This is a genomic window from Curvibacter microcysteis (genome assembly GCF_028649455.1).
GTDB classification, from domain to species: Bacteria; Pseudomonadota; Gammaproteobacteria; order Burkholderiales; family Burkholderiaceae_C; genus Curvibacter; species Curvibacter microcysteis.
Map to the genome: position 1 here is coordinate 342,552 of NZ_JAQSIO010000002.1, position 17,762 is coordinate 360,313.

16 protein-coding genes and 1 pseudogene are annotated in these 17,762 nt (G+C 65.5%); 8 read left to right on the forward strand and 9 right to left on the reverse strand.

Going from position 1 to position 17,762, the window contains the following annotated elements:
• Positions 1-21 precede the first annotated feature (21 nt).
• The 8 genes and pseudogenes from PSQ39_RS06795 to PSQ39_RS06830 all read right to left on the reverse strand — a co-directional run bounded on the left by PSQ39_RS06795 (position 22) and on the right by PSQ39_RS06830 (position 7,719).
• Entirely contained in the window at positions 22-942 is a 921-nt protein-coding gene (locus PSQ39_RS06795) for an SMP-30/gluconolactonase/LRE family protein (RefSeq protein WP_273925949.1), read from the reverse strand.
• Between the two features lie 10 nt (positions 943-952).
• On the reverse strand, positions 953-1,924 hold the full coding sequence (locus tag PSQ39_RS06800) for an amidohydrolase family protein (RefSeq protein WP_273925950.1): 972 nt from the start codon (positions 1,922-1,924) through the stop codon (positions 953-955).
• A pseudogene (locus tag PSQ39_RS06805) lies at positions 1,917-2,924 on the reverse strand (Bug family tripartite tricarboxylate transporter substrate binding protein). The gene PSQ39_RS06800 and the pseudogene PSQ39_RS06805 overlap by 8 nt, the downstream one beginning before the upstream one ends.
• Positions 2,921-3,919 (reverse strand): Bug family tripartite tricarboxylate transporter substrate binding protein, encoded by a 999-nt coding sequence (locus tag PSQ39_RS06810; protein WP_273925951.1) that lies wholly within the window; start codon positions 3,917-3,919, stop codon positions 2,921-2,923. Before PSQ39_RS06810 ends, PSQ39_RS06805 begins: the two are co-directional and overlap by 4 nt.
• Before the next feature lie 50 nt (positions 3,920-3,969).
• Positions 3,970-5,037 carry a cyclase family protein gene (locus tag PSQ39_RS06815; protein WP_273925952.1) on the reverse strand — a complete coding sequence of 356 codons (1,068 nt, stop codon included), beginning with the start codon at positions 5,035-5,037 and terminating at the stop codon, positions 3,970-3,972.
• 18 nt (positions 5,038-5,055) lie between these two features.
• Positions 5,056-5,988 (reverse strand): NAD(P)-dependent oxidoreductase, encoded by a 933-nt coding sequence (locus PSQ39_RS06820; RefSeq protein ID WP_273925953.1) that lies wholly within the window; start codon positions 5,986-5,988, stop codon positions 5,056-5,058.
• Positions 5,988-6,671 (reverse strand): RraA family protein, encoded by a 684-nt coding sequence (locus PSQ39_RS06825; protein WP_273925954.1) that lies wholly within the window; start codon positions 6,669-6,671, stop codon positions 5,988-5,990. The genes PSQ39_RS06820 and PSQ39_RS06825 overlap by 1 nt, the downstream gene beginning before the upstream one ends.
• Positions 6,672-6,726: 55 nt before the next feature.
• Complete coding sequence (locus tag PSQ39_RS06830) at positions 6,727-7,719, reverse strand: Bug family tripartite tricarboxylate transporter substrate binding protein (RefSeq protein ID WP_409242000.1); 993 nt, start codon at positions 7,717-7,719, stop codon at positions 6,727-6,729.
• Positions 7,720-7,875: 156 nt separating this feature from the next.
• On the opposite strand from PSQ39_RS06830, the gene PSQ39_RS06835 reads away from it, so the two are divergent.
• Positions 7,876-8,646 (forward strand): IclR family transcriptional regulator, encoded by a 771-nt coding sequence (locus PSQ39_RS06835; protein WP_273926364.1) that lies wholly within the window; start codon positions 7,876-7,878, stop codon positions 8,644-8,646.
• 34 nt (positions 8,647-8,680) lie between these two features.
• Here PSQ39_RS06835 and PSQ39_RS06840 read toward each other — a convergent pair whose 3' ends face one another.
• The gene (locus PSQ39_RS06840; RefSeq protein ID WP_273925955.1) at positions 8,681-11,104 is read right to left on the reverse strand and encodes a sensor domain-containing diguanylate cyclase; all 2,424 of its coding nucleotides are present in this window, start codon (positions 11,102-11,104) and stop codon (positions 8,681-8,683) included.
• Between the two features lie 238 nt (positions 11,105-11,342).
• Between PSQ39_RS06840 and PSQ39_RS06845 the strand changes: the two genes are divergently transcribed.
• The 7 genes from PSQ39_RS06845 (at position 11,343) to PSQ39_RS06875 (ending at position 17,747) form a co-directional block, all read left to right on the forward strand.
• On the forward strand, positions 11,343-11,618 hold the full coding sequence (locus PSQ39_RS06845) for a hypothetical protein (protein ID WP_273925956.1): 276 nt from the start codon (positions 11,343-11,345) through the stop codon (positions 11,616-11,618).
• Between the two features lie 10 nt (positions 11,619-11,628).
• Positions 11,629-12,612: a DUF6976 family protein gene (locus PSQ39_RS06850; protein WP_273925957.1), complete on the forward strand. Its 984-nt coding sequence runs from the start codon at positions 11,629-11,631 to the stop codon at positions 12,610-12,612.
• Positions 12,613-12,858: 246 nt separating this feature from the next.
• A complete protein-coding gene (locus PSQ39_RS06855; protein ID WP_273925958.1) occupies positions 12,859-13,758 on the forward strand; it encodes a helix-turn-helix transcriptional regulator in 900 nt (299 codons plus the stop codon).
• Between the two features lie 135 nt (positions 13,759-13,893).
• Entirely contained in the window at positions 13,894-14,871 is a 978-nt protein-coding gene (locus PSQ39_RS06860) for a Bug family tripartite tricarboxylate transporter substrate binding protein (RefSeq protein ID WP_273925959.1), read from the forward strand.
• An 8-nt stretch (positions 14,872-14,879) separates the two neighbouring features.
• Positions 14,880-15,665, forward strand: coding sequence for an SDR family NAD(P)-dependent oxidoreductase (locus PSQ39_RS06865; RefSeq protein WP_273925960.1), 786 nt, complete (start codon positions 14,880-14,882; stop codon positions 15,663-15,665).
• Between the two features lie 34 nt (positions 15,666-15,699).
• Positions 15,700-16,692, forward strand: a complete 993-nt coding sequence (locus PSQ39_RS06870; protein WP_273925961.1) for a fumarylacetoacetate hydrolase family protein — start codon at positions 15,700-15,702, stop codon at positions 16,690-16,692.
• A 2-nt stretch (positions 16,693-16,694) separates the two neighbouring features.
• Positions 16,695-17,747, forward strand: coding sequence for an NAD-dependent epimerase/dehydratase family protein (locus PSQ39_RS06875; protein WP_273925962.1), 1,053 nt, complete (start codon positions 16,695-16,697; stop codon positions 17,745-17,747).
• Positions 17,748-17,762 lie beyond the last annotated feature (15 nt).

Genomic DNA, 17,762 nt, shown 5'->3' on the forward strand with positions numbered 1-17,762 from the left:
CTGGTGGCCTGGTGGCCGGTTTCAGCTGGTAGGGCGGTCAACCGGCATGCCAGTATGCGCCATGGGGGCGAACAGGATTTCGCCCGCGCTGGAGTCGGTGACGTAGAGCTGGCGCCGTCCCTCGCCCCCGTAAGCCACGTTGGTCAAGGAGTGACCGGCAGGTCCGCGCAACACCTCGACGGGTTCAGCCCGGGCGTTCAAGACCCAGACATAGGCCAGGCCTGGGTTGGCCACGATCAGGTGGCCAGCCTCGTCCATGGCCAGGCCATCGGGTCCGCTCGGACCGTAGGAGGTGAAGAACTGGCCCGCCTTGGCCACGCCGCCATCGGCCAGCAAGGGCATGCGCCAGACGCAGTTTCCGCGTGTCGCGGCCACGAACAGGAATTTCTCATCGGGCGACAGCACGATGCCGTTCGGGCTTGGGACGTTGGACAGCAACTGGTCCAGACGGCCCGAGGGGCTCAGGCGGTACACCCGCCCACTGGGATCGTGCAGTCCGGTCTGCCCCTGATCCGTGAAGTACAGATGGCCGCTGCGGTCAAAGCAAAGGTCGTTCAGGCCCTTGAAGCTCTCCGTGTTGCGCCGCGCCAGGAAGGGGCGCACGCTGCCCCGTGTCACATCCAGCACCATCAGGCCGTTGAGGTAGTCGGTGATCAGCAGTTCCGTCGGGCTGATGAACTTCATGCCATTGGGCTCACCGTCCCATTGCGCCACCAAGTCCCACTCACCCCGAGGGTCGATGCGGAAGACGCGGCCGAAGGGAATGTCTGTCACGTACAGGTTGCCCTGGTCGTCGAACACCGGGCCTTCCAGGAAGGAGTCGCTGGCGCGACCGCCCTGGTTGGCATCACCCCAGGTGCTGCGACGGGCTTGGCGGTACTGGCCCGGCATGGCAGTGAAGGTCTCCAAGGACCTGACCACGGGCGCTTGCAGCAAAAACATGCATCTCTCCTCAGAGGCTGGGGTAGCCGTACAGCACGGCCGGGTTGTCCACCAAGATGGCCTGTTGCAGCTTGGCCGTGGGGGCCCATTGTGGCAACAGATTCAGCAAGGCGCTGTCGTCCGGCTTGGCATCGGTTTTTTTGGTCGGGTGGGGCCAGTCGCTGCCCCAAACCAGGCGCTCGGGCGCTTGCCTCACCAAGGCCTGGGCCACCAGGCCCACGTCGGCGTAGTCCATGCGCTGGCTGCCCAGGTAGGCGCCCGACAGCTTGAACCAGGTGCGGCCCCCCTCCAGCCAGCGCTGGTAGACGGGGTAGGCCGGGTGCTTGAGCCCGGCGGGCTGGGGCAATTGACCCATGTGATCGATCACCAGCGGGCAGGCCAATTGGCTCAGCAGGGCCTGGTGGGCCAGCAGCAGGTCGGCCGTGCCATTGACTTGCAAGTGCCACCCGCGTTCGGCCAGTCGACGTGACAAGGGCCCCATCATGTCGACGCTCACACCCACCAGAAAGCTCAGGTTGAAGCGCACACCGCGCACGCCGGCCTCGTGCAACTCTTGCAGTGCGACCTCGCTGACGTCGCTGCCCACCACCGCCACGCCGCGTGCCTGAGGACCTGCAGACCTCAGGGTGTCCACCAGCAGGCGGTTGTCTGTGCCGTAGGTGGAGGGTTGCACGATGACGTGTCGTTGCAGCCCCAGGCGGCGTTGCAGCAGGCGGTAGTCGGCCAGGCTGGCGTCGGCGGGCAGCAAGGTGGCACTGGGGTGGGCAGGGTAGCGGTGGTCGTACACATGGTGGTGGCAGTCACAGGCGCCGGTTGGCAGGGCAAAGTTGGGGGGAGCCTGGCCGGCCGAGTGCGGCACCGCCAAGGCTTCGGGCTGAGGGGCTGTGGTCTTTGGCGAGTGCGAGGCGCAGGCACTGAGCAGGGCGCTGGCGCCCCAACCCAGGAGATGGCGACGCGAGGGCACCATAGGCGGCTTATTCATCTTTGATCTTCAGTTGTTCGGCCAAGCGGCTCCAGTGCGCGCTTTCTGCCGCCAGTTGGCGGTCGAATTCATCGCCGCACACCAGCATGGGTTCCATGCCCAGCTGCTGCAGTTTCTCGAGGCCAGCGCTGGCGCTGGCGTAGCGGCTCAGCTCGGTTTGCAGCTTCTTCAGGGCTGGATCTGCCAGCAGGCTGGGTGCCAGCACACCGTACCAGGCGTCTGCCCGGTAGGACTTGATGCCGGACTCCTCAAAGGTGGGCACCCCAGGCAAGGCGTCCGACCGCTTCGGACTGGCGATGGCCAGGGCCACCAGCTTGCCGGCCTTGACGGACGTAAGCACCGAGCCCAGGGAGGCGAAGGACGCATTGACCTGGCCAGCCATCACATCGGCCAGCGCGGGGGCGGCGCCCTTGTAGGGCACATGGGTCAGTTGCACTCCTGCCCGCTGGGCAAAGTCTTCGCCTGCGAAATGCACCGAACTGCCCAGCCCCGGGGAGGCATAGGTGATGGCGCGTGGTTGTTGCTTGGCCTGTTGCACAAAGTCGCCCAGGTTGCGCTAACCCGTGCTCGGACTGACCACCAACACCGTGGGGGTGGTGGCGATGCGGCACACCCCTTTGAAGGACTTGACTGGATCGAACTGGATCTGACGGCTGTACAGGGCCGAGATCATGGTGTGGTTGGTGGCCGCCATCAGCAGGGTGTGCTGGTCTTTGGACTGGGCCACGGCCTGGGCCGCGATGATGGTGTTGGCGCCGGGGCGGTTGTCGACGATGACAGACTGTCCCAAGGACTTGCCCAGGAACTCGGCCAGGCTGCGGGCCACGATGTCGGTGGGTCCGCCGGCACTGAAGCCGACCAGCAGACGCACGGGTTGGGTCGGCCAAATTGCCGTGGTCTGGGCCTGGGCGGCCGCGCTCAGCAGCAGACCCAGCGCCATACCGAGTCCGTGTGGCCAGGTTCGCGGAAGGCTCGTGGTCAGTTTCATGGTGAGCCTCATTGCTTTTCGAAGGCGGTGTGGGTCACCACCTTGCCCCAGGCTTCGGTGCTGTCCTTGAGCATCTTGGCCATGTCACTGGCGCCGATCTGGCGGGCTTCGGCGCCCATGTTGTCGGCAAAGGCCTTGAGGTCGGCCGAGGCCATGGCCTTGGCGATCTCCGCTTGCAGCTTTTGCAGCACAGGCGCGGGGGTGTTCTTGGGGGCCCACAGACCGGTCCAGTTGACCACCCCGTTCCAGCGCACGCCAGCCTCGGCGAAGGTCGGTGCGTCCGGCAAGGCGTTGACGCGCTTGTCGCCGCTGACCGCCAGCACCCGCATCTTGCCGCCTTTGACGTTGCCCATCACCCCTGCGGGGGAGGCGATCTGGAAGTCCACAGTGTTCGACAGCACGGCCTGCGTCGCCTCGCCCGCGCCCTTGAAGGGCACATGCATGAAGTTCACACCGGCGGCGATGCCCAGGGCCTCGGTCGCGAAATGGGGCGTGGTGCCCGGTCCGCCGGTGCCGTAGCTCACCCGGTTGGGCTCGCGCTTGGCCGCCGCCAGCAGGTCCTGCAGCTGGGTATAGGGGGCGCTAGCGTTGACCGCCAGGGCCATCGGGGCGAAGACAAAAGCACTCACCGGCACCAGGTCCTGGTTCACATCGAAGGGCAGCTTCTTGAAGATATGGGGCAGCAAGGAGAACGTGGTGTCGTTGGCCATCAGTGTGTAGCCGTCGGCTTCGGCGCGGGCTACTTGGTTGGCGCCGATGGTGCCGGTGCCCCCCGCCTTGTTTTCGATGTAGAAGCTCTGCCCGGTTTGCTCGGTCAGCTTCTGGGCCAGCTTGCGGGTCACCACATCGACCGCGCCGCCGGGGCCGTAGGGCACGACGATTTTCACGGGCTTGCTGGGCCAGGCCGTGTCGGTCTGGGCTCCGCTGCTGCCGCTGGCCGCGATGAACAGCGCCAGGGTGGTCAGCTGGATCCAATGGAGGTTTGTTCTGGGGTGCTTCGGGGTCATCGCATGTCTCATTGTTTTGAAAATCAGTGCCTGGTCAGGCCAGACGGGGTTCACACCGTGGCGATGGGCGTGGCCGGTGAACCCACGGCGCCCGGCAGGCGCAGTGGTGGTGCGGTCAGCAAGAAGCGGTAACGCCCCTGCTGGCGCAACCAGCGGGCCAGTTCGGTGAGATACCACAGTTCACCCAGGTGGATGCCATGCTTGAACAGGCAGTGCTCATGTAGGGGCAGGCGCGGCTGGCGCAGCGGCTGGGGGTGCAGGAGCTTGGGCACCACGAGTTCGACCGCCGGGTTGTCCGCCAGCAGGCAGGCCAGGCGGCTGTCGCTGATCCAGTTCAGCAGCCGGGCGTCGTGCCCGTCCAAACCGCTGCCACTGGCGTGCAGCAGGGCCAGGTCAGGCTGCCGGTTCATGGCCAGCAGGGTGTCGGCGTAGCCGGTGTGCAGGCAGACCATGTCGCCGGCTTCAATCTCGAGGCGGTCGGCCTCCAGCAAGCGCATCAAGGTGTCGTAGCCCACGGCCTGGCGCTCGCGGCCCAGGTGGTGGGCCAGGTCGATCATCACGCCCCGGCCCTGTGCCCCGTGTTCGGCCAGGCGCTCGATGCCGAGTGAAGCCGCTTCCGGGCCTGGGTAGCGGGCCCAGTCGGCGCTGGCCTCGGGGTCTTCGCTGCCTGGGCGGATGTCGTGGCCGGCGCGGTAGCCGTTGTAGAACACCGCTTCGGCCACGCCGTCGCCATCGGCGTCGAAGTGGCTGCCGACGTGGGCCAGGCTGTCCCATTGGGTGCTGTATTGCAGGCTCATCAGCACCACATCGTCGTTGACCACATCGCTCAGATCGGGGTCTTCGGTTTGGTAGGACCAGCAAAAACCTTGCTGCCCTTGGCTCTTGCCGTCGCGCAACACGCTGTAGCGGCGAGGTGGCATGCGGCGCGGGTTCAGGCTTTGGCCGCCAGGCACGTCCAGGGGCAGGGACAGGCAGAAAGTCTTGCCGACCTTCACCTCGGCGATGCCTTGCAAGACCTTGTGCGTGTCGACCAGGTTCATGCGGCCACGCTGGTCATCGGGGCCGAATTCACCCCAGCTGCTGCCAGGGGGCGACTGTTTCCATCGGGCGCTGCTCATGGCGGGGATGCGCCCGGCTCAGGCCGCTTGGCGGCTGGCCTGCAATGCCGCCAGCGTGTTGCGTGCTGCAGCCACGCCCATGTTGATGTAGGCGTCGCTGGTGACGCCGCCAATGTGCGGGCTCAGGATGAAGCCTGGCTGGCCGTGGAAGGGGTGTGGCGCCACCATGGGCTCGACGGCAAAGCTGTCGAGGCCGGCGCATTGGACCTGGCCGGACTGCACAGCCTGGAGCAAGGCGGCCTCGTCGATCAAGCCACCGCGGGCGGTGTTCACCACCATCACACCCGGCTTGCAGCGCGCCAGGGTCTGGGCATTGAGCAGTTGGCGGTTGTCCGGGGTGAGCGGGCAGTGCAGTGAGATCACATCGGCTTGTTGCCACAGGGTGTCCAGGTCCACTTGGGTGATGAAATCAGGCAGGTCCCGGGCAAAGGGGTCGAAGCCGATCACGCGCAGGTCCATGGCCTGGCACATGCGTGCAAAGCGCTGGCCGATGGCTCCCAGACCCACCAGTCCCACCGTGCGGCCTCCCAGCTCCAGGCTTTTGTGGGTCGCTTTGTCCCACAGTCCCTGGTGCATCCGCTCGTTCAGCGTCACCACCGACTTGGCACAGGCCAGCATCAGGGCCAGGGCCTGTTCGGCAACAGCCGCAGCGTTGGCGCCGACCGCCGCGGTCACGGCGATGCCTCGCTCGGCGGCCGCGACCTTGTCAATGGTGTCGGTGCCGCTGCCGTGCTTGGAGATCACGCGCAGGGCGGGTGCTGCGTCCATGGCCTCGGCGTTCACGCCGCTGTAGCGCACGATGATGGCCACCGGGTTGCACTGGCGCGCCAGGGCCACGATGTCGGCCAACTGCGGCGTCTTGCCGGCGTAGACGATGTCGAAGTCGCTGAGCAGTGCCAGGGCGGCAGGTGCCAAATCAGCGGCGGTGACCAGCAGGGTGGGGCGGGGCATCACAGCACCTCGCCTTCACGCAGCACACCGGCCGCCACCAGCGAGGCGGTCAGCCATTTGGCGGCGGTGTCGCCATTCTTGATGGCCGCGATGCGCTTGGCTTCGGCCTGCACTTTGTGGGCTGCCAGGGGCAGCAGCGCGGGCAGTTGCTCGCGCTCCACCACCACCACGCCGTCGCCGTCGCCAATCACCAGGTCGCCGGCGCGCACGGTCACACCGCCGCAGGAGATGGGGTGGCCGATGCGTCCCCCATTGTTCTTCGTGGGGCCGTTCGGGTTGGTTCCGACCGAGAAGACCGGGAAGTCCATCTCATCGATCTCCAGGCTGTCGCGCACCGCGCCATCCAGAATCACGCCAGCCAGGCCCAGCTGGCGCGCGGCCGTCATCATGATGGTGCCCATCAACGCCGAGGTTTGGTCACCCTTGCCGTCGATCACCAGCACATCACCCGGCTTGGCCAGGGACAGCGCGGCATGGATCATGAGGTTGTCGCCCGGGCGCACTTCCACGGTGAAGGCGGGGCCAGCGACCTTCATGCGCGGGCGCAGGGCCTGGATGCGGCCGTGCAGGGCGCCGCGTCGGCCGGCGATGTCCGAGAAGATGGCCGGTTGGTACTGACGGGCCTGGGCCACGTCTTCAGGGCTGACGCGGGGGAAGTCTTTGATGATGTCGGGGCTGCTCATAGGGGACCTGGGAATGAAGTGGTTGGGGTCAAAAGAGAAAAATGGGCGGAAGAGATCAATCAATGCGAGCGCCGGCGTCGCGCACGATCTGGCCCCAGCGCTGCAAGTCGGTCTTCAACAGGGCCGTGAACTCGGCCTGGCTACCCCCGAGCACTTCGCCACCTTCGCCCATCAGGCGCTCGCGCACACTGGGGGCCTTGAGGGCCCCGTTGATGGCCTTGTTCAGGCTGTCGAGCACGGGTGCAGGGGTGCCTGCCGGGGCCAGGAAGCCGAACCAGGTGTTGGCCTCAAAGCCTTTGAGTCCCGACTCCGCCACGGTCGGGACCTGGGGCAGTTGCGTCGATCGCTTGAGGGAGGTCACCGCCAAGGCCCGCATCCGACCGCCCTTGAGGTGGCTGAGGGCGGTCGGCACCGAGGACACATAGGCATCGATCTGCCCGCCCATCAAGTCGGTCAGGGCCTGGGCCGACCCTTTGTAGGGCACATGCTGCATGCGAACGCCGGCGGCTTTCTGCATCTGCTCCGCGGCCAGGTGGGCCACGGTGCCATTGCCGGGGGTGCCAAACACCAGGCGATCGGGCGCCTTGCGGGCGGCGGTGAGCAGCGCGTCCAGGCTGGTGAACTTGGAGTCCATGGGCACGACGATCACCAAGGGCGCGGTGGCGGCCAGCACCACGGGCTTGAGGTCCTTCAGCGGGTCATATGGCAGCTTGGCGTACAGCGTGGGGTTGATGGCCAGGTTGCTGGTTTGGCCCAGCACCAGGGTGTAGCCATCGGCTGGGGCCTTGGCTACGGCGTCCACGCCCAGGTTGCCTCCGGCGCCGGGTTTGTTGTCCACCACCACGGTCCATTTCTGGGTCTCCGACAGGTGCTGGCCCACGGCGCGCGCAATGATGTCGGTGCCGCCACCGGCCGGGAAAGGCACCACCAGGCGCACAGGCTTGTCGGGGAAGGTGGCTGCGTGGGCTGTTCCGAGCGCCAGGCACAAGCCCAGCAAAGGCCCGACTTGACGGAGTGCGGCACGTCGGCTGAATTGAGTGAAGTTCACGGTGTCTCCTGTGGTTCAAATCACGCGGGGTGGATCTGGATCCCCCTGTCTTGGTGTGGAACTTTAGAGATTCGTTTCGACAAGTACAATGCAGTTTCATACTGTGGACCTAAGGCCATCATGCGAAACAGCCGTCAAGACACCTCATCCCCTGAAATGCAAGCACAGGCGGGCGATACGGGCTCGGAGCCATCCGCCGCTGGCGGCGTGGTCGCAGTGACCCGGGCCTTGCGTTTGTTGGAGGCTTTTGGCATGGACGACGCTTTTCTCAGCCTGGCCGAACTGAGCCGCCGCACCGGCATGCACAAGACCACGACCCTGCGCCTGGCCCGGACCTTGGCGGCTGACCACTACCTGGTGCAACGTGAAGACGGCGCCTGGCGACTGGGGCGCGCTGCGGGGTGGTTGGGTGCTTGTTACCAGGCCACTTTCGATGTGCATGATCTGGTCGAGCCCGTGCTGCGCGAATTGACGATTCAGACGGGAGAGAGCGCTTCGTTCTATGTGCGCGAAGGCGAGATGCGCACCTGCCTGGCTCGCGTCGATGGCCCGCGCACCATCCGTCACCATGTCCGGGTGGGGCTGGGCCTGCCACTGAACCTGGGCGCGCCGGGGCGTGTCATCCTGGCGTTTTCAGGCGAGCCAGGGGAGCCCTACGAATCGATCCGGCAACGGGGCTACCACCTGTCCTTGGGGGAGCGCGAACCCGAGGTCTCGAGCGTGTCGGCGCCGGTGTTTGGTCTGCATTGGAAGCTGCTGGGATCGGTGTGCATATCCGGGCCGACCTCTCGCTTGAGCGAGCCGGTGTTGCTGGCGCTGTCGCAGACCGTCATGCAGGCCGCGAATCAACTGTCCTATGCCCTGGGGGGGCGTCGCAAGCCCACGGTGGGTGCGGCACCGGCCAGGTCCAGCGCCTGGCATCCGTGAGGCGCCACGGCCACTTGGCCCTGTGGCATGGGGCTCAAATCGCTTCCAGCCTGCCGCCTGGCGTGGCCTCATTCAGGGGCGGGACCTTGAGCCGGCGCTTGGCCTCGTACATGGCCGAGTCCGCCAGGGCCAGCAACTGACCTGGCTGGGTGCCGTCTTGGGGGTGGAAGGCCACGCCCACGCTGGTCGAGACCTGCACCTCGGCCCCATTCGCCAGCCGCACGGGCTGGCGGATGGCTTTTTCGACGCGCTGGATGATGAGTCGTGCTTCTTCACTTTGGTGCAGCGAGCTGAGCAGCAATACAAATTCGTCCCCCCCAAGCCGGGCCACGGTGTCGTGGGCGCGCACCGCCTCCAGCAAGCGCTTGGCCATCTCCTTGAGCAGGTGGTCCCCGGCCTCGTGCCCATGCTGGTCATTGACGGCCTTGAAGCCATTCAAGTCCAGATAGCAAACGGCCGTCACGGTCTTGGCGCGCTCATGCAGCGCAAAGGCCTGGCGCATGCGGTCCGACAGCAGCAGGCGATTGGGCAGCAGAGTCAGCGGATCATGGAAGGCAATGTGCTCCACCTGGGCCTGGTACTGCTTCATTTCAGTGATGTCCTGCAGCAGCCAAAGCGATTCGCCACTGTCTTCGGACAGGCGCACCCCGTTAAGGTCCATCCACACCGTGTCACCGTTGGCACGCCGCATGGGCATTTGGCGGCGGAAGTGCTGGCCGCTGGCCAGGGTGGCGTAGGCCTCGCGTCCGAAGGCCTCGTGGTCCTCGGGAGAGGCATACAGCCTCTCGGTCGGCTGGTCGAGCAGGGCGCCGGGCTCGTACCCAAAGATGCGCTCCAGTGCCCGGTTGCGCCACACCACGCGCCGGTCTTTGATGCGGGCGATGCCCAGCAAGTCGTTGTCCAGCATGGCCTCTTGCTCGCTGGACACCCGCTGCAGGGTCTGCTCCAGCGCCTGGCGCTCGGTGATGTCACGCCCCACCGATTGCCATTCGATCAAGTGCCCCTGCTCATCAAAAAAAGCATGGTTGATGAAGTGGAACCAACGCACCTGGCCGTTGCCCGCCAGCACCCGGTTCTCGACCGAGCTGACGGGCTGCGCCGGGCTGTTGGTGCTGAGGGACAGACGCACCCGTTCGATGTCCTCCGGGTACACCACCGGTGACCAGGTGCTGCCCAGCACCTCCTCCCGGCGCAACGCAAACAAGCGGCAGTAGGCCTCGTTGACATAGGTGAGGGTCAGGTCGGCGCGAAAACGGCAGATCACCTCGGATTGCTCTTCGAGGATGGAACGGTACTGCTGCTCGCGCAGCTGGATTTCCTGGGTGCGTTGCTCGACCTTGTGCTCCAGCCCCTGGTTACTCAGGCGCAGTTCTTTTTGGCTCTCCAGCAAGTGCTGGGTCAGCTTGCGCAGGCTGTCGCGCAGGTGGGCAAATTCCAGGGTGTTGGCGGGGATGTCAAATTGGGCGCCTTCACCGGTTTGGTCCAGGTGCTGGGCCATGCGGGCCAGGCGCTCCAGTGGCTGGCTGAAGCGCTGGGCAATCCAGTAGATCATGCCCATCAGCACCCCCGTCAGCACCAGAGCGAGGGTGGCAATCAGTCGGTGCAGCTCGCTCACCGGCGCCAGCGCCAGCGCCAGGGGTTGGCGCACGATCAGCGTCCAATGCAGGCTCTGGGCGGTCAAGGAAGGCACCTGCACCGCGGCGGTCAGGTAGTCGCCCTGGGCGCCCCACCTCAACACGCGGAAGCTCCCCAGCGCCGGCGGGGTCGCGGCGGAGCGCATCAGCTCCGACTGCCCATAGGGGTGCAGCACCGTGCCGTTCTCACTGACGATCAGCAACTCCAGGCCCTCAGGGGCCCATGGGCCAGATGTGGCCCGCTGCACCAACTGGCTCACCCAATGCCAGTTCAGGTGGGCGGCGGCCACGCCCAGCAAGCGGCCATCGTTGGAGCGAATGGGGGCGGCGAAGTCCAGAAAGCGCAAGGGCTCGGTGCTCTTGGGCGAGCCAATCAACTGGGCCAGCAACTGGGCTTCATGGGCGTCGCCCACATGCAGTCCCTGCAGGCCCGCGCTGAACCAAGGGCGTTGGCGCACCGACTCGCCTTGCAACAGGCCGCCGGTTGCGCTGCGCACCTGCCCCGACACATCCGTGACCCCAATCCACGAGTAGTCCGGAAAGCTTTGCTTGAGATCGTCCAGATAAGCCCGCACGGGCAGCGAGTCGAGCGGGCCTGCGGTCAACAAAGGGTACCGGGCCAGCAAGGAGACGTCGCGTTCACGCTCCCTCAGTCCTTCGGCCAGCGCGTCGGCGATGGGACGGGACACGGTCAGCAGGGCTTCGCCTCGCGCCTGCACGATGCGTTGCGTGGCCAGACGGTCGACGTACAAGGCCAGTACCAAGGCGACCAACAAGGAGGCCCCGCCGAACAGCAGGGTCAGCCGGGTTCGGGACGATCGCATCCAGGCACGGTAGGGAAGGAGGCGGGAGAGTGGCATGCAGCCGTTGAAGTGGGGGGGAGGGGGGGCCGGTCGCGTGGGGCCAGCCATTTTGCGGCGAACCCCAGCCAATTTGGCACTTTAAATGCCAAGGCCCTGCAAACAGGGGGTGTGTTGCGCTTGTGCGAGCTTTTTGAGGACACCAGAGGGTTCGAATTACTTGATCTAGATTAAGTATTTTGATAAAAATATTTGCACATCTTTGTCTATTTTTGCTAAATTGCAATTGTTGGCAAACAAAAGTAGTAAAGGTGGACTAAAAATGGCAGTTCCTGCGCTCACGCACCCTTGTTGGCAAAAATTGGCTGCGGGTGGTCTTTCCAAAATTCGCACTCAGCACTTGGGCACACAATTGCTCGCCAAGCGCATTGAGCGCAGCACCGACCCACTGCCCGCCCGGGCGGCCGAAGTGCACGCCTTCTTCACCAAATGGGAACGCATTCTTCCGACCGAAGTTGCCCAACTTACCACTGTTTGAGGACCGAAACATGAATGAACTGATTTCCGTGCAGGCGGCAGCCGACCTGATTCGCCAAGGCAAGCCGCTGAGCTTGGCCGGTCCCGAGTCCGCGCTGGACCAACTGCCCGCCGGCAACTGGATTGGCGGCACCATTCCTTACTTCATGGTCGCCAGCGGCGGTGTGGTGGTGAAAGAGGGCCAGGTCTTCGCGACCGACTTGTCGCCTGCCGGTGAGGTGAGCTTTGCCAGCTACGGCCCGGAGGCCTTGGGTGACATCAGCCGCAACGGTCCCGACAACGGCTTTGCCGTGACCATCCTGCCCGCTGGCAGCAGCGCTCACCAAAAGTTCGCGTCCGACGCGGCCAACTTTGAAGACGCCTTCCTCAAGCCCACGGTGGGCTGGATCGCGGGTGTGCACCTGTCCGACCTGGGCCAGCAGACCCCCAAGGTGTATGACGGCCGCACGGCGACCAAGTACGAAGACCGTGCAGTGGTGGCCTACGTCAAGCTGCCCGACGACAAGCTGGCCTCGATCGAAATCGTCAACTTGTTCGAGCCCGACGAAGGCGACCTGCTTCAGTTTGAAGAAACCACCTTCAACGTGGGCCAGTGCCTGGTCAACGGTCAGCCGACCAACTTTGCCAGCTATGTGCGCGGTCGGGGTCTGGAAGCCGGTCAACTGCCGCTGGTGGGTGACTTTGCCGGCGCGCACCTGAACGCTTCGCTGCAAACCGTGGGCGAAGCTGGCGGCACGGTGGTGTTGTACGCCCCGGTGTTTCCAGGCGTGGACTACCGTTTTGCCAAGCCGGTGGGCGACTACGCGGCGGCCTTCCGTGCTCGCCTGGCGGGTCAAAATGCCGACGGGCTGGCCTTGTCTTGCAACTGCATCCTGAACTTTGTCTTTGGCGACCTCGAAGGCAAGGCCATTGGCGGCATGGCTGGCCCGATCACCTTCGGTGAGATCGCCTACCAACTGCTCAACCAGACCATGGTGAACGTGCGCGTTCAGTGAACGCCAGCCTGGGGCCTTGCCTGGCCTGAGCCGACGGGTGTCGGCCTCTGGCCTCGTGCGCTGCGCTCTGAAGAGGCCCTTGCGGGCCTCTTTTTCATTTTTGGTGGCGGCCCTGAGGTCAGGGGTCGATTGAGGCCAGGGCCGCCATTCCATGAAGCCGCCTGGGCTGCCCTGTGGAACCCTCGCTGCATCGATAGACTTCCAGGTCTCTTCATTGATGTGCTTGAATTTTTCAGGGACGACCCGATGCCGACATTCAACGAAGCGCGCTGGAGGCAGGCCCAGCAGTCGTTTTTAGACGAGCCCCTGTCCGCCGTGCCGGACGAGCAAATCCGCTTGTCCAGCCGGGGACGACCTTGGCATGGCTTGTCAGTCTGGCACCAGATTGCCGATGCCTCCGACCTGTACATCCCGCCCGCTGGCAAACACTGCATCATCGTCCGCAACGGCCCGCCCACCCGGCTGCAGCAACAGCATGGCCGCCTGAACTCCGACACCCAGTGGCGCACCGGTGAGGTGCTGGTGCTGCCTGCCCACACGCCCAGTTTCTGGCGCACCGAACTGCCGCGCGACAACCTGCACCTGGACCTGTCGCCGCAGTGGTTGGAGCGGGTGCATGGCGGCCCCTTGGGGCCCCAGCCTCTGCGCAGTTGCTTTGGCGGCCAGGACCGCTTGCTGGTCGACATCACCCGCACCTTGATGACCTCGCTGGCTGACAACACCTCGCTGCACGCCAGCTTTGCAGAAGGCATGGCCCTCAGCGTGGCGGTCCACCTGCTCGAGCACTACCGCGCCCCCAGCGAGCAGACGGTCAAACGCTCGGGATTGACCCAGCGACAGCTGCTGACCGTGTTTGAGCTGGTGGAGGGCCACCTGCACCGCGCGGTCAACCTGCAGGAAATGGCCGACGCCTGCCACCTCAGCCCCTACCACTTCAGCCGGAACTTCAAGTTCAGTTGTGGTCTCACGCCCCACCAGTACGTCCTGAAATGCAAGATGGACAAAGCCCTGGAGCAACTTCGGCACAGCCGCAAGTCCATCGCCGAGATCGCGGCGGCACTGGGCTTTGCCACCCCATCCCACTTCAGCCGCACCTTCCACCGGCATTGGGGTGAGACCCCCAGCGCCCTGCGCCGAGGCCTTTGAACTGCGCAAGAAAGTGACAGCCAGCGCAATTTCACGTCAGTCACCCCAAGCACACTGCGCGACGAACGGACTGGACATCTCCCGCAGGGATGTCTGATCAGCGAGTTCAACCGTCCACAGAACAAGGAGACCCGCGTGAACAGCAAACGCCGCTTTTTACTTTCCGCCCTGAGCGCCGCCCTGGCACCCTGCGCCTGGTCGCAAACCCAGGCCAAATTTCCAAGCCGTGCCATCACCTGGGTGGTTCCCTACCCGGCCGGGGGCTTTGGTGACGCGCTGTCGCGTGTGTTGGCGCAGCAGCTGACGCTCAGCCTCAAGCAACCGGTGATCGTCGAGAACAAGCCGGGCGCGGGCGGGCAGATCGCCGCGGCCTATGTCAAGCAGTTGCCAGCCGATGGCCACACCTTGTTTTATGGCGACATCGGCCCCTTCGCCATGAACACCTCGCTGTACCCGCGCTTGAGCTATGACGTGCAAAAGGACTTCATCCCGCTGACCCGCTTGCTCACTTCGGCCCTGGTGTTGGTGGTGCCGCCGAACAGCCCCATCAAGTCCCTGGCCGACCTGCAAAAAGCAGCCAAATCGGACAAGGGCCTGCACTACGGCTCCTTCGGCGTGGGCAGCCAGCCCCACATCTGGATGGAGATGCTCAAGCGCGAGCTGGGCGGCAACCTCCAGCACGTGGCCTACAAAGGCGCTGCACCAGCGCTGCAAGACCTGATGGGGGGCCACATCGATGCGATGTTGGACGTGGCCGCCAACAGCCTGCCGCATGTGCGCGAAGGCAAGCTGCGGGCCTTGGCCGTGGTGGGCACGGACAAGCGACTGAGCCAGCTGCCGCAAGTGCCCACCATGGGCGAACTGGGCTACGCCAAACTCAACACCCCCGGGTGGACGGGCGTGGTGCTGCGCCAAGGCACGCCTGCGGCGGTGGTCGAGCAGCTGCATGCCGCCGTGGTCAAGGCCATCCAGTCGCCCGAGGTGATGGAGCGCTTTGGTGACTTTGCGGTCACGCCCGCGCCCCAGAGCCCAGCGGAGTTCAGCCAATTCATCCAGTCCGAGACCGATCGCTGGGGGCAGGTCATCAAGGCCGTTGGCGTGACCCTGGATTGAGCCCGTCCATGCGTGCCGCATCCAACGCCTTGTTTGATCTGCGCCAGCGCACGGTCCTGGTCACCGGGGCCACTGGGGGCCTGGGCCAGGCCCTGTGCTGGGCCCTGGCCGAACAAGGGGCCCAGGTGCTGGTGTGTGACCGGGACCCGGGCCCTTGTGAGGTCTTGGCCCTGGCCTTGAGGGACGCGGGCCACCCGGCCCACGCGCTGGTCTGTGACCTGTCTGATCCGGTGCAGATCCAGGCGCTTGTCGAGCAAGCGGCCACCCCTTTTGGCGTGCCCCATGCGCTGATCTGCAACGCCGGTGTGCAAGGGCCTGCCAGCCCCTTGCACGAGGTGAGCGACGAAGCCTGGCATCAGGTGATGGACATCAACCTGCGCAGCGTTCACCAACTCTGTGCGGGCTTGATCCCCCGCATGGCCGCCCAAGGCAGTGCCCGGGTGGTGCTGATGTCCAGCATCGCGGGCCTGCGGGGCAATGGGCGCATTGGTCTCTATGGCCTGTCCAAAGCGGCCCTGGCCCAGCTGGCCCGCAATCTGGCGGTGGAGTGGGGGCCCCGCGGCGTGTGCGTGAACGCCATTTCGCCCGGTCTGATCCGCACGCCCCTGGCCACCGACTTGCTCAACAACACGGACTTCATGCACCGGCGCCTGGCCCAGACGCCCTTGCGGCGCGTTGGCGAGCCCCACGAAGTGGCAGGCCTGGCCGTGCTGCTGGTGGGGGCTGCGGGCGGCTTCATCACCGGGCAGAACCTTGTCGTCGATGGCGGCACCACGGTGTCCGACGGCAGTTGACACCCCCTCCAACTGACTTCTTTTTGGAATTCCCATGAAATTTGCCACCTTGGCCGATTCGAGCCTGGACGGGCGCCTGCTGCTGGTCTCGCGCGACCTGCAACAGGCCTGTGACGCCAGCGACCTCGCGCCCCACCTGCTGCATGCGGTGCAACACTGGACCGCCGTAGCCCCCGCGCTGCAGCAACGCTACGACGACCTGAATGCAGCTCGGGTGAAGGGGGCTTTTGCCTTGGCGCCCGAGCAACTTCTGGCACCGTTGCCGCGCAGCCCGCAATGGTGCGACGGCTCCGCGTTTCTGAACCACGGCCGGCTCATGGAGCGGGCCTTCAACACGCCGCCGATCCCCGAGTTCGATACCGTGCCCGTCATGTACCAGGGCGCCAGTGACGACTTTCTGGGGCCTTGTGCCGATGTGCCTTTGCCGAGCGAAGCGGATGGCATCGACTTCGAGGGCGAATTCGGCGTGGTGCTGGACGAGGTGTCCCTGGGCACCCCCGCCGAACAAGCCCTGGACCGGGTGCGCCTGCTGGTGCAGATCAATGACTGGAGCCTGCGGGCCCTGGGCCCGCGTGAGATGAAGAGCGGCTTTGGCTTTTTGCAAGCCAAGCCCTCCAGCAGCTTTGCGCCCGTGGCCATCACCCCGGATGAGCTGGGCCCCCATTGGCACAACGGGCGCGTCCACCTGTCTTTGCAAGTGCACTGGAACCAGCAATGGTTTGGCCACCCCCATGGCCGGGAAATGAACTTTGGGTTTCACGAGCTCATTGCCCATGCGGCCCGCACCCGGCGCCTGAGCGCGGGCACCATCATCGGGTCGGGCACGGTGTCCAACGTCCAGCGTGATGTGGGTTCCAGTTGCATCGCTGAGCGCCGGGTGATCGAGCTGCTGGACCACGGCGAGATCCGCACCGGTTTCATGCGTTTTGGCGATCGGGTCCGCATGGAAGCCTGCGCGCCCGAAGGCGGCTCGGGGCCGTTTGGTGTGATCGACCAGCGCGTGATCGCCAAGTCCCGAGGAGCCTGAACATGCACGTCCTGATCACTGGCGCCGATGGTTTTGTCGGTGCCGCCCTGGTCCAGCGGTGGCTGACGGCGCCTCCGCCTGGGTGCCGTCCCGGCGCGCTGCGGCTGAGTCTGCTGGATCGCGACTTCAGGTTTGGCCCCTCGTCGCCCCAGGTCCACCAGTACCGAGGTAGCTTTGGGGATGTCAAGTTGCTGCAGAGCGTGCTGGCCGAGCCGGTGGATCTGGTGTTCCATTTGGCCAGCGTGCCGGGCGCCCTGGCGGAGTCGGATCCCGAGCTGGGGCTGGAGGCCAATCTGCAAGCCTCGGTGACCTTGCTGAATGCCCTGGCCCAAGCCGTGCGCCGCCAGCCTGGCGCCTCAGCGCCCCGCGTGGTGTTCGCCAGCTCGGTGGCGGTGTATGGCTCGGTGGGCCCTGACGCCCTCAGCGAGGACACGCTGCCCAGTCCTGCATTGAGCTACGGAACCCACAAATGGATGACGGAGCTGTTGCTGGCCGATTACAGCCGCCGGGGGGAGTTGGATGGCTGCAGCCTGCGCTTGCCTGGCATCGTGGCCCGGCCCCGCAGCGAGTCGGGGCATGGGTCGGCTTTCATGAGCCAGGTCTTCCATGCCTGCATGGAAAACCGCCCCTACACCTGCCCGACCTCCGCCCAGGCCACGGCCTGGTGGATGTCCCTGTCTTGCTGTCTGGACAACCTCCTGCATGCGGCTGGTTTGCCCAGCGCGGACATGCCTGCATCCCGGTGCTGGCAGGTCCCCGTGCTCCAGACCTCGGTCGAGGCTGTGGTTCAGGCGATGGGGGCGGCGCGCGGGCTGGTGGATGAGCTGCCGGTGGCCTACCAGGCCAACCCACGCATCGAGGCATTGTTTGGCAGATTGCCCAAGCTGCACACCGCCAAGGCCGACGCAGCGGGGTTCAGGCACGACGGCTCGGTCGCGCAACTGGTTCACAACGTGATCGCTCAACTGACTCAGCCCCCCACGCTGGCCCAGCTCGACAGCAGCGCCCCTGGGCTGCCCGCCACAGCGCCCGCAGCGGGCCTGCTCGAACGCTGATTCAGCGGTCTGGGT

Bases quoted from the DNA above. Each gene is read 5' to 3' on its own strand.
- PSQ39_RS06795 (WP_273925949.1), bottom strand. From the start codon at position 942: ATGTTTTTGCTGCAAGCGCCCGTGGTCAGGTCCTTGGAGACCTTCACT.
- PSQ39_RS06800 (WP_273925950.1), bottom strand. From the start codon at position 1,924: ATGAATAAGCCGCCTATGGTGCCCTCGCGTCGCCATCTCCTGGGTTGG.
- PSQ39_RS06810 (WP_273925951.1), bottom strand. From the start codon at position 3,919: ATGACCCCGAAGCACCCCAGAACAAACCTCCATTGGATCCAGCTGACC.
- PSQ39_RS06815 (WP_273925952.1), bottom strand. From the start codon at position 5,037: ATGAGCAGCGCCCGATGGAAACAGTCGCCCCCTGGCAGCAGCTGGGGT.
- PSQ39_RS06820 (WP_273925953.1), bottom strand. From the start codon at position 5,988: ATGCCCCGCCCCACCCTGCTGGTCACCGCCGCTGATTTGGCACCTGCC.
- PSQ39_RS06825 (WP_273925954.1), bottom strand. From the start codon at position 6,671: ATGAGCAGCCCCGACATCATCAAAGACTTCCCCCGCGTCAGCCCTGAA.
- PSQ39_RS06835 (WP_273926364.1), top strand. From the start codon at position 7,876: ATGCAAGCACAGGCGGGCGATACGGGCTCGGAGCCATCCGCCGCTGGC.
- PSQ39_RS06840 (WP_273925955.1), bottom strand. From the start codon at position 11,104: ATGCGATCGTCCCGAACCCGGCTGACCCTGCTGTTCGGCGGGGCCTCC.
- PSQ39_RS06850 (WP_273925957.1), top strand. From the start codon at position 11,629: ATGAATGAACTGATTTCCGTGCAGGCGGCAGCCGACCTGATTCGCCAA.
- PSQ39_RS06855 (WP_273925958.1), top strand. From the start codon at position 12,859: ATGCCGACATTCAACGAAGCGCGCTGGAGGCAGGCCCAGCAGTCGTTT.
- PSQ39_RS06865 (WP_273925960.1), top strand. From the start codon at position 14,880: ATGCGTGCCGCATCCAACGCCTTGTTTGATCTGCGCCAGCGCACGGTC.
- PSQ39_RS06870 (WP_273925961.1), top strand. From the start codon at position 15,700: ATGAAATTTGCCACCTTGGCCGATTCGAGCCTGGACGGGCGCCTGCTG.
- PSQ39_RS06875 (WP_273925962.1), top strand. From the start codon at position 16,695: ATGCACGTCCTGATCACTGGCGCCGATGGTTTTGTCGGTGCCGCCCTG.